The 14,189-nt window shown below is 44.1% G+C and carries 15 protein-coding genes; 8 read left to right on the top strand and 7 right to left on the bottom strand.

Going from position 1 to position 14,189, the window contains the following annotated elements; genetic code table 11:
- Positions 1-3: 3 nt before the first annotated feature.
- From aceE to ampD, 3 genes are all read right to left on the bottom strand, one after another.
- Positions 4-2,667 (bottom strand): pyruvate dehydrogenase (acetyl-transferring), homodimeric type, encoded by a 2,664-nt coding sequence (aceE, locus tag OCV36_RS02800; RefSeq protein WP_017073129.1) that lies wholly within the window; start codon positions 2,665-2,667, stop codon positions 4-6.
- Between the two features lie 62 nt (positions 2,668-2,729).
- Entirely contained in the window at positions 2,730-3,491 is a 762-nt protein-coding gene (pdhR, locus tag OCV36_RS02795; protein WP_017629813.1) for a pyruvate dehydrogenase complex transcriptional repressor PdhR, read from the bottom strand.
- A gap of 482 nt (positions 3,492-3,973) precedes the next feature.
- Positions 3,974-4,522: a 1,6-anhydro-N-acetylmuramyl-L-alanine amidase AmpD gene (gene ampD / locus OCV36_RS02790; protein ID WP_135457162.1), complete on the bottom strand. Its 549-nt coding sequence runs from the start codon at positions 4,520-4,522 to the stop codon at positions 3,974-3,976.
- A 134-nt stretch (positions 4,523-4,656) separates the two neighbouring features.
- Here ampD and nadC point away from each other — a divergent pair, with 134 nt between their 5' ends.
- The 8 genes from nadC to yacG all read left to right on the top strand — a co-directional run bounded on the left by nadC (position 4,657) and on the right by yacG (position 11,919).
- Positions 4,657-5,547, top strand: a complete 891-nt coding sequence (gene nadC / locus OCV36_RS02785) for a carboxylating nicotinate-nucleotide diphosphorylase (RefSeq protein ID WP_135457164.1) — start codon at positions 4,657-4,659, stop codon at positions 5,545-5,547.
- A 255-nt stretch (positions 5,548-5,802) separates the two neighbouring features.
- On the top strand, positions 5,803-6,228 hold the full coding sequence (locus OCV36_RS02780; protein ID WP_135457166.1) for a pilin: 426 nt from the start codon (positions 5,803-5,805) through the stop codon (positions 6,226-6,228).
- Positions 6,229-7,914, top strand: a complete 1,686-nt coding sequence (pilB, locus tag OCV36_RS02775; RefSeq protein ID WP_135457168.1) for a type IV-A pilus assembly ATPase PilB — start codon at positions 6,229-6,231, stop codon at positions 7,912-7,914.
- Positions 7,915-7,928: 14 nt separating this feature from the next.
- The gene (locus tag OCV36_RS02770) at positions 7,929-9,158 is read left to right on the top strand and encodes a type II secretion system F family protein (RefSeq protein ID WP_135457170.1); all 1,230 of its coding nucleotides are present in this window, start codon (positions 7,929-7,931) and stop codon (positions 9,156-9,158) included.
- Between the two features lie 67 nt (positions 9,159-9,225).
- Positions 9,226-10,095 carry a prepilin peptidase gene (locus OCV36_RS02765; protein ID WP_135457172.1) on the top strand — a complete coding sequence of 290 codons (870 nt, stop codon included), beginning with the start codon at positions 9,226-9,228 and terminating at the stop codon, positions 10,093-10,095.
- 2 nt (positions 10,096-10,097) lie between these two features.
- Complete coding sequence (gene coaE, locus OCV36_RS02760; RefSeq protein ID WP_017073295.1) at positions 10,098-10,712, top strand: dephospho-CoA kinase; 615 nt, start codon at positions 10,098-10,100, stop codon at positions 10,710-10,712.
- A 26-nt stretch (positions 10,713-10,738) separates the two neighbouring features.
- Entirely contained in the window at positions 10,739-11,479 is a 741-nt protein-coding gene (gene zapD, locus OCV36_RS02755) for a cell division protein ZapD (RefSeq protein ID WP_135457175.1), read from the top strand.
- A 242-nt stretch (positions 11,480-11,721) separates the two neighbouring features.
- Positions 11,722-11,919, top strand: a complete 198-nt coding sequence (gene yacG, locus OCV36_RS02750; protein WP_017056605.1) for a DNA gyrase inhibitor YacG — start codon at positions 11,722-11,724, stop codon at positions 11,917-11,919.
- A gap of 237 nt (positions 11,920-12,156) precedes the next feature.
- Here the strand turns inward: yacG and rplS are convergent, their stop codons facing one another.
- From rplS to rpsP, 4 genes are read right to left on the bottom strand one after another with little or no spacing between them, the layout of a single operon-like run.
- Complete coding sequence (gene rplS / locus OCV36_RS02745) at positions 12,157-12,510, bottom strand: 50S ribosomal protein L19 (protein ID WP_017072548.1); 354 nt, start codon at positions 12,508-12,510, stop codon at positions 12,157-12,159.
- A gap of 59 nt (positions 12,511-12,569) precedes the next feature.
- Positions 12,570-13,310 carry a tRNA (guanosine(37)-N1)-methyltransferase TrmD gene (trmD, locus tag OCV36_RS02740; protein WP_135457177.1) on the bottom strand — a complete coding sequence of 247 codons (741 nt, stop codon included), beginning with the start codon at positions 13,308-13,310 and terminating at the stop codon, positions 12,570-12,572.
- Positions 13,311-13,336: 26 nt separating this feature from the next.
- Positions 13,337-13,891: a ribosome maturation factor RimM gene (rimM, locus tag OCV36_RS02735; RefSeq protein ID WP_017072550.1), complete on the bottom strand. Its 555-nt coding sequence runs from the start codon at positions 13,889-13,891 to the stop codon at positions 13,337-13,339.
- 24 nt (positions 13,892-13,915) lie between these two features.
- On the bottom strand, positions 13,916-14,164 hold the full coding sequence (gene rpsP, locus OCV36_RS02730) for a 30S ribosomal protein S16 (protein WP_004735508.1): 249 nt from the start codon (positions 14,162-14,164) through the stop codon (positions 13,916-13,918).
- Between the last annotated feature and the right edge of the window lie 25 nt (positions 14,165-14,189).

The raw sequence follows: 14,189 nt of genomic DNA, 5'->3' as shown, positions 1-14,189 counted from the left end.
GTCTTATGCGTATTGCGGGTTAGTTTTTTCAGTGTCGATATCGAACTTAGCAATTGCTTGTGCAACTACAGACTTCTCGATATCACCACGTTTAGCCAGTTCAGTTAGAGCTGCAACTACGATGTAGCCAGCGTTAACTTCGAAGTGACGACGTAGGTTTGCACGGCTGTCAGAACGGCCGAAACCATCTGTACCAAGTACTTTGTAAGACTCAGTTGGCATGTACGCACGTACTTGCTCAGCATAGTTCTTCATGTAGTCAGTCACTGCGATTGCAGGTTCTGCACCAAGAACAGTCGTGATGTACGGTACTTTATCTTCAGCTTCTGGGTGAAGCATGTTGTCACGCTCTACCGCTTGGCCGTCACGAGTTAGTTCGTTGAACGACGTTACAGAGAATACGTCAGAGGCTACGCCGTACTCTTCGCTTAGAATTTCAGCGGCTTTACGCGCTTCGTTCATGATAGTACCAGAGCTCATTAGTTGAACTTTGCCCTTAGCACCAGCGTGAGATTCAAGCTTGTAGATACCCTTACGAATGCCTTCTTCAGCGCCTTCTGGCATTGCTGGCATTGCGTAGTTCTCGTTCATTACTGTTAGGTAGTAGTAAACGTTCTCTTGATTCTCACCGTACATGCGACGGATACCGTCTTGCATGATAACCGCTAGCTCGTAAGCAAACGTTGGGTCGTAAGAGATACAGTTAGGGATCGTATTCGCTTGAATGTGCGAGTGACCATCTTCGTGCTGTAGACCTTCGCCGTTCAGTGTTGTACGACCCGCAGTAGCACCTAGTAGGAAGCCACGAGCTTGTTGGTCGCCTGCTAGCCATGCCATGTCACCAATACGTTGGAAACCGAACATTGAGTAGTAGATGTAGAACGGGATCATCGGTAGATCGTTTGTGCTGTATGAAGTTGCAGCAGCAACCCATGAAGCCATAGAACCTAGTTCGTTGATACCTTCTTGAAGAACTTGACCAGACGTTGCTTCTTTGTAGTAAGAAACGATGCCTTTATCTTCAGGTGTGTATTCTTGACCGTGTGGGTTGTAGATACCAACCTGACGGAATAGACCTTCCATACCGAATGTACGAGCTTCATCACAGATGATAGGAACAATGTTCTTACCAATGTTCTTATCTTTAAGAAGGATGTTTAGCGTACGTACATAAGCCATAGTTGTAGAGATATCACGCTTCTGCTCACCGAGTAGAGGTGCGAATGCGTCTAGCTCTGGAACCTTGAACTCTTGAGTAAACTTAGGAAGACGCTTAGGCGTGTAGCCGTGTAGCGCGTTACGACGAGCATGCATGTATTCATACTCAGGCGTACCTTCTTCCAGTTTCAGATAAGGAAGCTCAACGATCTTCTCATCTGAAAGGATGTCTTCTAGGCCTAGGCGATCACGTAGGTGTTGAACATGAGTCATGTCCATTTTCTTAACACCGTGTGCAATGTTCTTACCTTCAGCTGCATCACCCATACCGTAACCTTTAACAGTCTTAGCTAGGATTACAGTTGGCTTACCGTTTGTCTCTTGGGCATTGTTGAATGCAGCAAACAGTTTAGAAGAATCGTGACCACCACGCTTAAGAGCGAAGATTTCGTCATCAGTCATGTCTGCAACTAGTGCAGCTGTTTCTGGGTACTTACCAAAGAAGTGCTCACGTACGTATGCGCCATCTTTAGATTTAAATGTCTGGTAGTCACCATCGATAGTTTCGTTCATTAGTTGAAGAAGCTTCCCAGTCGTGTCTTTAGCCAGTAGTGAATCCCAGTTGCTACCCCAGATAACTTTAACAACGTTCCAACCTGCGCCTTTGAATAGGCCTTCAAGTTCTTGAATGATGCTACCGTTACCCATTACAGGGCCGTCTAGACGCTGTAGGTTACAGTTGATTAGGAAACATAGGTTATCTAGCTTCTCACGCGCAGCGAAAGAGATAGCACCGCGTGATTCTGGCTCATCCATCTCACCGTCACCTAGGAACGCGTATACGCGTTGCGCTGAAGTTTCTTTCAGGCCACGGCCGTCAAGATACTTAAGGAAGCGCGCTTGATAGATAGCAGAGATAGGGCCAAGACCCATAGATACTGTCGGGAACTGCCAGAACTCAGGCATCAGTTTCGGGTGCGGGTAAGAAGGGATACCTTTACCATCAACTTCTTGACGGAAGTTATCTAGCTGTTCTTCAGTTAGACGACCTTCAACGAATGCACGAGAGTAGATACCTGGAGAGATGTGACCTTGGTAATAAACTAGATCGCCACCGTCCGTCTCATTTGGAGCACGGAAGAAGTGGTTGAAACATACTTCGTAGAACGCAGCAGCTGACTGGTAAGAAGCCATGTGACCACCAAGGTCTAGGTCTTTCTTAGAAGCACGCAATACAATCATGATTGCGTTCCAGCGAATAATCGAACGAATACGACGCTCAAGAGTTACGTCACCAGGGTAAGCTGGCTCTTGTGCTGCTGGAATTGTGTTGATGTAGTTTGTGTTGATGCCTGTAGCCATATCAACACCATCTAAACGCGCTTTATCTAGAACTTGTTCTAGTAAATACTGTGCACGTTCTACACCTTCTTCACGTACTACTGACTCAAGAGCTTCTAACCAATCTTGAGTTTCCAGAGCATCAACGTCATGCTTCATGTCAGACATGGCGATCTATCCTTTTTGTTAGTTGGATTCTACTAAACACGTAAAAAGCCGAAGTATTACGGCTATTTACCCTGTTGAATTCGACGTAAAGAACGTTCGCGACGCGATTCTTCTTTGGTCAAATCCAGCAATGTTTCTTCGATGTAAGCTAAATGAGAATGTGACATTTCACGTGCCTGTTCTGGCTGCCCTGAAACGATCGCATCTACAATGTTAGCTCGATGTATACTCACTTTCTCCACAACGTCTTTACGACGATGCAACAGCTTTAAATTTTCTAAGACGTTTTGTTCGAGTAACGGAGCCAAACTACGAACAATGTGCAATAACACCACATTGTGCGCTGCCTCTGTCAAAGCAATAAGAAAAGCCATCACCGCTGCAGATTCGGCTTCAATATCACCTTTATCTTGCGCACCATGAATCTTATCTTGGCATGCTTGAATTCGAGCAAAGTCTTCATCAGTACCACGCAATGCCGCGAAGTAAGCCGAAATCCCTTCCATCGCATGACGCGATTCCAACAAGTCTAGTTGGGTTTCAGAATGGGATGACAACAAATTAAGCAAAGGATCTGAAAAGCTTTTCCAGATATTTTCGCTAACAAACGTACCTCCACCTTGACGGCGAGTAAGCAAGCGTTTTGCTTCTAAACGTTGTATTGCTTCTCGGATTGAAGGACGAGACACATCGAACTGTTTCGCCAGTTCGCGCTCTGGCGGCAGTTGCTGCCCAGGAGCCAGTGTTCCTTCCACTATCAACCTTTCTAACTCTTGCTCGATAACATCGGAGAGTTTTGGCTGACGAATCCTTTGATAAGCCATAGTTTGTTGTTCTTCTTTTTCTTCGCTGACAATTGGTAATACCAATTTTAAGTTGCGCAGAAATTAACATAATTAAAACGCCACTGTCCAGTCTAAAATTGACCTGCATCATAGAACACAGCGTGAATTAACCGTGATTTAACAAATGAAATTTAAAACAGCAACCAAATTGGTCTTACCATTTACAGGGGTAATACTTTTGGGGAGGTTTCGTGCTAGAAAGTTTCAGGATAAAAATGAATTGTTTCAGAAAGATTAGTCAAAGTCGGTTAAAAATCGAACCAAGCGCACATTAGAGGTAGAAATCCTGTTCATAAGTTTTAATATTTAAGCGTTTGATAAGCTCGTCACACTCTCTATTTATTGATGCTCCTCTCTCAACCGCTTTCTTTACATAGCAACAACAAAAATTCACAAGTCATTATGCCAAGCGTTGACTATTCAGGCTCTGCAACAAGCAAAGCCATATTCAAATTTCAGTTCTAGGCGTTGAGTTTTTCTTTAAACTTGTGCCAATCGAAAACTAAACCGGGATCCGTTTTTCGTAAAGGGGCTATATATTGATGTCCAGTGATGCGTTGGCTTGTAATCTCTGGGAAGTTCAACATTAGAGCCTCCGTCAGTTGCGACAAAGATTGATATTGTTGCTCGGTATACGCGACAAAGTCGCTGCCCTCTAGCTCAATACCGATCGAGTAATCATTGCACCTTTCACGCCCAGCAAAACTCGACTGGCCAGCATGCCAGGCTCGATCAAAAAACGAAACAAACTGCACCACCTCACCATCGCGCCGAATCAAGCAATGTGCTGAAACACCCATTTGATGTATCACCTTGAAAAAGGGATGCTCAGCAGCATTCAATTTTCCAGTAAAAAATTGTTCGATATACGGCCCTCCAAATTCACCGGGAGGCAAACTGATGTTATGAACCACCAGCAAAGAAACATCTGCGGCATCCGGCCTAGTATCAAAATACGAGGAAGGAACATGCCGAGCATTGTCATACCATCCGTTGGAGCTGATCGTCATCTTAATCTCACTTTATTTTCCGCTAGCACAATAGATTGTGACTTTGCCCATAGAGCAGTCACGCTAGCCTCTTTAATTTGAAGTTAAGCAAGAGTATCATTCCATTCCCACTCCCTTTCAAGATTAGATTTGCGATGAAAAACACACATAACAGCCACCAACGCCTTGATTACTTAAAAGAGCAGTTGCCTCTAGAGATCACTCGTGCAGTCGCTGAGACCATCCGAGAAGATCTAGGTGGAACGTTAGATCCGGCGGCTGATATTACAGCAAGTCTAATCCCAGTTGATGCAATCAACAGCGCAACCATCATTACTCGTGAGCACGGCGTGTTCTGTGGTAAAGCTTGGGCTGATGAAGTGTTTAAACAATTGGGCGGTGAAGTCACTATCGAGTGGAACGTAGAAGATGGCGACAAGGTTGAACCCAACCAAACGCTTTGTACCCTTACAGGCCCTGCACGCGCACTATTAACCGGTGAGCGTAATGCAATGAACTTCATTCAAACGCTATCTGGCTGCGCGACGGCAACTGCAATCTATGCAGACAAAATCAAACATACGGAATGTCGCCTGTTAGATACACGTAAAACAATTCCTGGCCTGCGCAGCGCACTAAAATACGCTGTCGCTTGTGGTGGCGGTTTCAACCACCGTATTGGCGTTTTCGATGCGTACCTAATCAAAGAAAACCACATCATCGCCTGTGGTGGTATTGAGAAAGCTATCTCGACAGCAAAAGAACTTAACCCGGGTAAACCTGTGGAAGTTGAAACGGAAAGCCTAGCAGAGCTGGAGCAAGCGATCAGCGCTGGTGCAGACATCATCATGCTAGACAACTTCACCACAGACATGATGCGTGAAGCCGTGAAAATCAACGCTGGCCGCGCAGCATTAGAAAATTCAGGCAATGTAACTTTAAACACGATTGCAGAGTTCGCTGAAACGGGTGTTGATTACATCTCAGTAGGCGCACTAACTAAGCACTTAAAAGCAATGGATCTTTCAATGAGATTCAAAGCGTAATTCACTGAATAGTAAATAACTTATTGCGAAGGCACTGTTAATGACAGTGCCTTTTTTATTGCTTGTTTTATCAGTATATCAAGTGGTTAATTTAAGTTGATCGCATAATTTTGCTCGCCATATGAAACACCACACTAATAAATACCAAACCGCTCGCGACCACACCTGAACACCATTCCACTTCCCCATTCCGACTTCTATTCTTTCCATCAACCAGTGCTTGCGCTGAAACAAACTAAACAATGGAATAGAACAATGAATAACAAACACAAAAGAACAAGTCAGAAAGGCTTTACGTTGATTGAGCTGATGATTGTAGTGGCCATTATCGGGGTATTATCAGCGATTGCTGTACCTGCGTACAAAGATTACGTATCTAAAAGTGAGGCATCGTCTGCTCTTGCCACTTTAAAATCACTGCAAACACCAGCAGAACTTACCTTTCAAGAAGAGGGAGCTCTTAGTAGCGCAATCTCAGCTCTTGGAGTTTCTTCGGGATCAAACACATTAGGAACTTTAAGCATTAGCAACGTAGGTTCATCAACAGTTTCTCCTACAATTCTATTTACATTTAACGGTGGTTCATTAAACAGTGCCACATTAACATTATCTCGTGATGCGACAACTGGTTGGGCTTGTGCTAAATCAACAACAGTCCCCGATTTAGATGGTTGTCGATAAGTGCTAACCAACCTCCCAGCAATTCTCCGTCAGGCTAATTTACTTAGCCTGACTCAAGAACAAGCTGTTACAGATCACATGCAATCTTCAGGTGTATCTACACCTGAAGCTTTGCTCGCTCTTAATTTCTTCAGCGGAGATTCCTTAGCAAGCAATATCAAAACCATTTTCGGTTTACCGTTAGTACAACTAGCCAGTACTGACTATGAAGTATTGTGTGAACAACTAGGGCTTCGTGAGCTGATCACCAAGTATCGCGCTATCCCGATTTCAGTATCTAGTTCAACTCTCACACTCGCTTCGGCCGACCCAACCGACTTACAGGCTGAAGACGATTTCCGCTTTGCTACTGGATTGCAGATTGAGTTGGTTGTCGCTAACTACTCAGAACTAGAAGGTGCAATACGAAAGCTGTATGGCCGTTCGATTTCCGGGCAAGATTCGAAACGCAAAGAGATCACCCAAGATGAACTCGCCAATCTCGTACAAGTATCTGACGACGAGATAACTTCGATTGAAGACCTCAGCCAAGATGACTCCCCTGTCAGTCGCTTTATCAATCAAATCCTGGTTGATGCTGTACGTAAAGGCGCATCGGATATCCACTTCGAACCTTATGAAGAAAACTACCGCGTACGTCTACGTTGCGATGGCATCCTTGTCGAAATTCAACAGCCAGCCTATCATTTAAGTCGTCGCTTATCGGCTCGCCTAAAAATCCTCGCCAAGCTCGATATCGCCGAGCGTCGCTTACCTCAAGATGGTCGTATTAAATTACGTTTAAACGACGAACTGGCGATTGATATGCGTGTATCGACGCTGCCAACATTATGGGGAGAAAAGATCGTTCTTCGACTTCTAGACAGCAGCGCTGCCAATCTCGATATCGATAAGCTCGGTTACAGCGAGGATCAAAAAGCACTCTACCTTAATGCATTGAAACGCCCGCAAGGGATGATCTTAATGACAGGGCCAACCGGCAGCGGTAAAACGGTTTCTCTTTATACTGGCCTTCGAATTCTTAACACCACTGAACGCAACATCTCAACAGCCGAAGATCCTGTTGAAATTAACTTGTGTGGCATCAATCAGGTACAAGTGAAGCCTAAAATCGGCTTTGGTTTCGCTGAAGCGTTGCGATCATTTTTACGACAAGATCCTGATGTGGTGATGGTCGGAGAGATCCGTGATTTGGAAACCGCCGAGATCGCGATCAAAGCCTCGCAAACAGGTCACTTAGTACTTTCAACTATCCACACCAACTCCGCAGCAGAAACCGTCACCCGGCTTGCTCATATGGGGATAGAGCCCTTTAACCTCGCCTCATCACTGAGCCTGATCATTGCGCAGCGCCTCGCGAGACGTCTATGTAATCACTGCAAAACAAAAGACGACTCACCGGACATATTTCTGCGTCACTCGATTCCCAATAGCCAAATCATCTACAAAGCCAGCTCACAAGGATGTATTGAGTGTAACCAGGGATACTCTGGGCGAGTCGGTATCTATGAAGTCATGCCGTTTAGCGACCAACTGAAAAATAGCCTGATAGACAAACCGAACGCGTTAGCCATTGAAAACTTGGCACGTCGAGAAGGCATGCGAACACTACAAGAGTCAGGGCTAGATAAACTGCTTGAAGGCACCACCAGCTATCAAGAGCTACAACGTGTTCTATACCTATAATTCACGGAGCGAAAATGAGTAGCAAAAGCAAACAATCACAACTAAAAAACTACCATTGGAAGGGAATCAATAGTTCTGGCAAGAAAGTATCAGGGCAGAGCTTAGCGCTCACCGAATTAGAAGTGCGAGAGAAGCTCAAAGAGCAGCACATTCAGATTAAGAAGATCAAAAAGAAAAGCATCTCAGCAATCACTCGTTTAACTCATCGAGTCAAAGCCAAAGATATCACTATTTTGACTCGCCAACTGGCTACCATGTTGGCTACTGGTGTGCCGATCGTGCAGGCCATCAAGTTAGTGTCAGACAATCACCGCAAAGCAGAAATGAAATCGATTTTATCGCACATCTGCAAAGGTGTAGAAGCCGGCACGCCAATCTCAAAAGCGATGCGAACCGCAAGCCGCCACTTTGATGACCTCTATACCGACTTGGTCGCGACAGGCGAACTCTCCGGCAACCTTGCACAAGTATTTGAACGCTTGGCGACCTATCGAGAAAAGAGTGAGCAACTAAAATCCAAGGTTATAAAGGCTCTCATCTACCCAGCAATGGTTGTAGCAGTCGCCCTTACCGTTTCCTATTTAATGCTGACCATGGTCATCCCTGAATTTGAATCGATGTTTTCTGGTTTCGGAGCAGACTTACCTTGGTTCACCCAGCAAGTGCTTTATCTTTCCCATTGGATGCAGGCTTATAGTTTCTATAGTGCCATCGGTATTGGTTTATTAATTCTGTCTTTTCAGCAGCTGCGTCAGCTATCCTACTCGATTCGACTTTCAACCAGTCGTCTTGGTTTACGCTTCCCTATCTTGGGTGCTGTCATCACTAAGGCATCAATTGCAAAGTTCAGCCGAACGCTATCAACCAGTTTTAGTTCTGGGATTCCTATCTTAACCAGCCTTAAAACAACGGCTAAAACGGCGGGTAATCTACATTATGAATCGGCAATCATCGAGGTTCACCGTGAAACAGCTGCTGGTATGCCTATGTATATCGCGATGCGCAATACCAACGCCTTCCCTGAAATGGTTTTACAAATGGTTATGATCGGGGAAGAGTCAGGCAATCTTGATGACATGCTCAATAAAGTGGCCTCTATTTACGAATTTGAAGTAGACAATACCGTCGATAACTTAGGCAAGATTTTAGAGCCACTGATCATCGTCTTTCTAGGCACAGTTGTAGGGGGGCTAGTTGTCGCGATGTACTTACCGATCTTTAACCTTATGAGTGTGTTAGGATAGCAAAAGCAACTAAACACCCCTGAGTAGCAAACCTCTGCTCATATTGATCAAGTGGTAAAAAAACACTATGGAAGTATTTCACTACTATCCTTGGCTATTCCCTGTATTAGCTTTCATTTTTAGCCTTCTTATTGGCAGCTTTCTCAACGTTGTGATTCATCGACTGCCTATTATGATGGAACGCGAATGGCAACAAGAGTGCTCGGAATATTTTTCTCAATATAAAATCCCAGCACCTGAAGGTACATTCAATCTCAGTGTTCCGCGATCTACCTGCCCGAAGTGCAAAACTCAATTAAGAGTCATCGACAACATCCCGGTATTAAGCTGGTTACTATTAAAAGGTAAGTGCCACAGTTGTACTAATCCGATCAGTGCTCGCTACCCTTTAGTCGAACTGCTTACCGCAACACTTTGCACCGTCGTCGCTAGTCACTTTGGTTTCAGCTATTACGCTATTGCTCTGATATTTTTCACATTCGCATTGATCACTGCGACCTTTATCGATCTCGATACTATGCTGCTGCCGGATCAAATTACCTTACCTTTGGTTTGGTCTGGTATCGCATTAGCTCTGTTTAATATCAGCCCGATATCCCTTCAAAACTCCGTAGTAGGTGCAATGGCAGGCTACCTAGCTCTTTGGTCTGTTTACTGGCTATTCAAGCTACTCACGGGAAAAGAGGGGATGGGTTACGGTGACTTTAAATTATTAGCAGCACTTGGGGCGTGGCTTGGTTGGCAGCATCTGCCTATGATCATTCTCTTGTCTTCGCTTGTCGGCCTTGTTTTTGGGTTGATTCAGCTTCGATTGAAACAACAAGGCATTGATAAAGCGTTCCCATTTGGGCCGTACCTCGCCATTGCTGGTTGGGTAAGCTTGATGTGGGGCAACGACATCATGGGTTGGTATTTCACTTCTGTACTAGGAATTTAACCATGGCAACGATTATCGGATTAAGTGGTGGTATCGCAAGTGGCAAAACCACAGTGGCTAACCTCTTCAATGAACATTTTAATATTGATATTGTCGATGCTGATATCGTGGCACGTGAAGTTGTGGCACTAGGCAGCGAAGGCTTGAAACAAATTGCGGCTCATTTTGGGGACGCTATCTTACTTGAAAATGGGACTCTAAATCGAAGTCAGTTACGTGAACTAATCTTCTCTAATCCCAAAGAGAAACAGTGGCTCAATGATCTTCTTCACCCAATGATCCGCGACAAAATTGACAGTGACCTGTCTAAAGTCACATCTCCTTATGCTTTATTAGTAGCGCCTCTATTGGTTGAAAACCAGATGCAAGGCATGGCCGATCGCGTATTAATCGTTGATGTGCCAGCTGAAGTGCAAATAGAACGCACAATGAGTCGTGACAATGTCTCTAGAGAACAAGTTACATCAATTTTAAAATCACAAGCATCAAGAGAACAACGCTTAGCAGTTGCAGATGACGTGATTAAAAACCATACTAAAAACCAAGAACTTTTGCTTCAAATCACAGATTTACATCAAAAGTATCTGGCAATCAGTACAGTAGATAGGTCAGAATAGAACTATGTTGAATGAAGGTTTGCTCGATGATCACCCACAAATTTGAACATCCTCTAAATGAGAAAACACGAATCTACTTAAGAGTTGAGTCACTCTTGAGGCAGTTACACTTGTCTTCTACATTTTCTGATGCTCAACAGTATCAACTCTTTTTCCGTTCGATCTTCGATCTGATTGAAATCTTTGAGCAGATCCAACTCAAAAGCGAACTCGCAAAAGACATTGAGAAGCAACGTGTAACCTACAAAAGCTGGTTAGATGTTGAAGGTGTCGATCAAGAGATGCTTACATCACTGCTCAACGATATTGGTAATATCTATCGTGAATTGATGCAGGCAGAGCGTTTTGGTCAGTCACTTAAGGAAGACCGTTTCCTAAGTGCTATTCGTCAACGTTTTAATCTACCAGGCGGTTCATGCTGCTTTGATTTACCCGCACTGCATTATTGGCTACACCTTCCTCTAGATAAGAGAATGAGAGATGCCAAAGCGTGGATGGATAGCCTACAGCCTTTGTATGAAGCGCTAACGCTATGGTTAAAGCTAACCAGAGAGACTGGGCACTTTAAAGAGAAAATTGCTCGGGCTGGCTTCTTCCAGAGCGATGCTGATGAAGCGAATATCCTTCGCCTATCTATTCCAATGCAATACGGTGCCTACCCGATGATCTCGGGACATAAAAACCGTTTTGCCGTCAAATTCATGAGCTTTGAAACAGGGCAAGCCTGTACTCAAGATATCGAATTTGAATTGGCTATCTGCACCTAAAATTTCCTTTTATAGTTTGGCTTGAGTACCTACTCGAGCCTAAACGAACTCTTATGCCAATCACAGTAAGTAAGTGTTCATAAATAGCGTAGGAAAAAGGTTTGAGAACAAGACAGAAATTTTCGATAAGTAGTTATTCTACAATCAAAATTTCTAACGAAGTTATCGAGCGTTTTAACAAGCTAGGATGACCAGTTATTTACTACGATTGGTATTATTACACCTTCAAATTAAGAATCACTATGTCGAAAAAAATCACCATCGTTAAATGCCCTCAATGTAATACTGACGTTGAATGGGGTGAACAAAGCCCACATCGCCCGTTTTGCAGCAAACAATGTCAGATGATTGACTTTGGTGAATGGGCAGATGAAGAAAACAGCATCGCTGGCGCACCAGATATGTCTGATAGCGATGGTTGGTCAGAAGACCCACACTAAGTGGTTCGAGATTCGAGTAAAATGAAAGGGTTGGCGTTTAACGTCAATCCTTTTTTATTGGATTAAGGATCTTAAAGGTTTAACAACCCCGAGGTCAGAGGTTCCGATTCCTTACTCCGTCATCCTCAAGAATGATGAACGAGCGAGTTGAGGAGCTATTGTCTGCGAAACTCTAAATAACAGGCACAAAAAAGCGGAGCCAATGGCTCCGCTTTTATCGATAGAATGCAAAAAGAATTACTTTCTAGTAAGTTTCTCTTTAATACGAGCTGACTTACCAGAACGCTCACGTAGGTAGTACAACTTGGCACGACGTACTGCACCACGGCGTTTAACTTCGATGCTATCAACCATTGGAGAGTGAGTTTGGAACGCACGCTCTACGCCTTCACCGTTCGAGATCTTACGAACTGTGAATGCAGAGTGTAGACCACGGTTACGAATAGCGATTACAACGCCTTCGAAAGCCTGTAGACGCTCACGGTCACCTTCTTTTACCTTAACCTGAACTACAACAGTGTCACCTGGTGCGAATTTAGGAAGGTCTGATTTTAGTTGCTCTTCTTCAAGAGCCTTGATGATGTTGCTCATTTGTATAAATTCCTAGAATAAACTGATACTAAATTTAATAGGTTACTGCTTGCTTTTCGTTAAGAGCGATGCTCTTTAATGAATTCAGCCAGTAATTGTTCCTGTTCGTCAGTCAGAGCTAGGTTTTCCAGGAGTTCTGGTCTTCTTAGCCAAGTTCGGCCCAACGATTGTTTCAATCGCCAGAGACGAATATCCTTGTGGTTTCCAGATTTCAGTACACTAGGTACATCTTTTCCATCTAACACTTCAGGACGCGTATAATGAGGGCAATCTAACAAGCCATTAGCAAAAGAATCTTCTTCTGCTGACGCGAAATCGCCAAGTACACCCGGAACAAACCGAGAGACTGAATCAATCAACGTCATGGCTGGCAGTTCACCACCCGTCATCACAAAATCCCCAATTGACCATTCTTCGTCAACTTCAGATTGAATGATACGCTCATCTACCCCTTCATAGCGCCCACAAATTAGAACGATGTTCTCGTTTGTAGCCAGCTCTTCAACACCTTTCTGATCGAGTTTACGACCTTGAGGTGAAAGATAGATAACTTTCGTCTTACCCGGTGCTGCTTGCTTGGCTGTTTTGATAGCATCGCGCAAAGGCTGAACCATCATTAACATGCCAGGACCACCACCGTAAGGTCTGTCATCAACAGTGCGATGTTTATCATGAGTGAAATCGCGAGGATTCCATGTCTCAATAGATAAAAGACCATTCTTAACCGCTTGACCTGTTACTCCAAAATCAGTAACAGAACGGAACATTTCAGGAAACAGGCTAATTACGCCAACCCACATGTGTTCTCTCGCTCTGTAATTTGGAGTTAGAATCCAGGATCCCAGTCAACTTCGATCCGGCGAGCTTCGCGATCAACTTTCTTGATCACTTGCTCTTCAAGGTACGGTACTAACCGTTCCTTTTGGCCAAAAGCATCTTTAAGATTTGCTTTGATTACTAGAACATCGTTCGAGCCAGTTTCTAATAGGTCAGTGACCTCACCAAGGTCGTAACCTTTAGTGGTAAAAACTTGCATACCGAACAATTCGCGCCAGTAGAATTCATCTTCTGACAATTCAGGTAACGAAGCAGGGTCAATAGCAATTTCAAAGTTAGTCATCAGTTGTGCGTCTTCACGAACATCTAATCCCGCTAGCTTACATACATAACCTTGGCCATGACGTTTCCAGCTTTCAACTTTGTACTCAACCCACTTGCCCTTTTGGTTTAAATACCAAGGGCTGTAATCAAATATGCTTTCAGCATTGTCTGTGTAGGAGAACACTTTAAGCCAGCCACGAATACCATAGGTAGACCCAAGTTTACCCATGACAATTCTATTGTTTTGCTCGCTCATAGTTTCTGTACCCTTCATCGACATAAGCTATTTCTCTTTAAAAAAGAATTAAGCCGCTTTTTGAGCGTCTTTAACTAGCTTAGCTACACGATCAGATAGAGATGCGCCTTGACCAACCCAGTGGTTAACACGATCTAGGTCTAGACGTAGACCTTCTTCTTGACCTTGAGCTGTAGGGTTAAAGAAACCTACTTTCTCGATGAAACGGCCAGTTACAGAGTTACGGCTATCCGCAACTACGATTTGATAAAATGGGCGCTTCTTTGCACCGTGACGTGCCAAACGAATGGTTACCATGTCGTCCTCTTTGCTTTCTTAATAA

Source organism: Vibrio echinoideorum, assembly GCF_024347455.1.
Classification (GTDB): Bacteria; Pseudomonadota; Gammaproteobacteria; order Enterobacterales; family Vibrionaceae; genus Vibrio; species Vibrio echinoideorum.
The sequence above is the reverse complement of the archived record's forward strand: the minus strand, read 5'-3'. Positions and strand labels throughout refer to the sequence as shown.

Coding starts and splice junctions, on each gene's coding strand:
- ampD (WP_135457162.1), bottom strand. CDS start 4,522: ATGACGATCAGCTCCAACGGATGGTATGACAATGCTCGGCATGTTCCT.
- nadC (WP_135457164.1), top strand. CDS start 4,657: ATGAAAAACACACATAACAGCCACCAACGCCTTGATTACTTAAAAGAG.
- aceE (WP_017073129.1), bottom strand. CDS start 2,667: ATGTCTGACATGAAGCATGACGTTGATGCTCTGGAAACTCAAGATTGG.
- trmD (WP_135457177.1), bottom strand. CDS start 13,310: ATGTGGGTTGGCGTAATTAGCCTGTTTCCTGAAATGTTCCGTTCTGTT.
- zapD (WP_135457175.1), top strand. CDS start 10,739: ATGATCACCCACAAATTTGAACATCCTCTAAATGAGAAAACACGAATC.
- rimM (WP_017072550.1), bottom strand. CDS start 13,891: ATGTCGATGAAGGGTACAGAAACTATGAGCGAGCAAAACAATAGAATT.
- yacG (WP_017056605.1), top strand. CDS start 11,722: ATGTCGAAAAAAATCACCATCGTTAAATGCCCTCAATGTAATACTGAC.
- pdhR (WP_017629813.1), bottom strand. CDS start 3,491: ATGGCTTATCAAAGGATTCGTCAGCCAAAACTCTCCGATGTTATCGAG.
- rplS (WP_017072548.1), bottom strand. CDS start 12,510: ATGAGCAACATCATCAAGGCTCTTGAAGAAGAGCAACTAAAATCAGAC.
- rpsP (WP_004735508.1), bottom strand. CDS start 14,164: ATGGTAACCATTCGTTTGGCACGTCACGGTGCAAAGAAGCGCCCATTT.
- coaE (WP_017073295.1), top strand. CDS start 10,098: ATGGCAACGATTATCGGATTAAGTGGTGGTATCGCAAGTGGCAAAACC.
- OCV36_RS02780 (WP_135457166.1), top strand. CDS start 5,803: ATGAATAACAAACACAAAAGAACAAGTCAGAAAGGCTTTACGTTGATT.
- OCV36_RS02770 (WP_135457170.1), top strand. CDS start 7,929: ATGAGTAGCAAAAGCAAACAATCACAACTAAAAAACTACCATTGGAAG.
- OCV36_RS02765 (WP_135457172.1), top strand. CDS start 9,226: ATGGAAGTATTTCACTACTATCCTTGGCTATTCCCTGTATTAGCTTTC.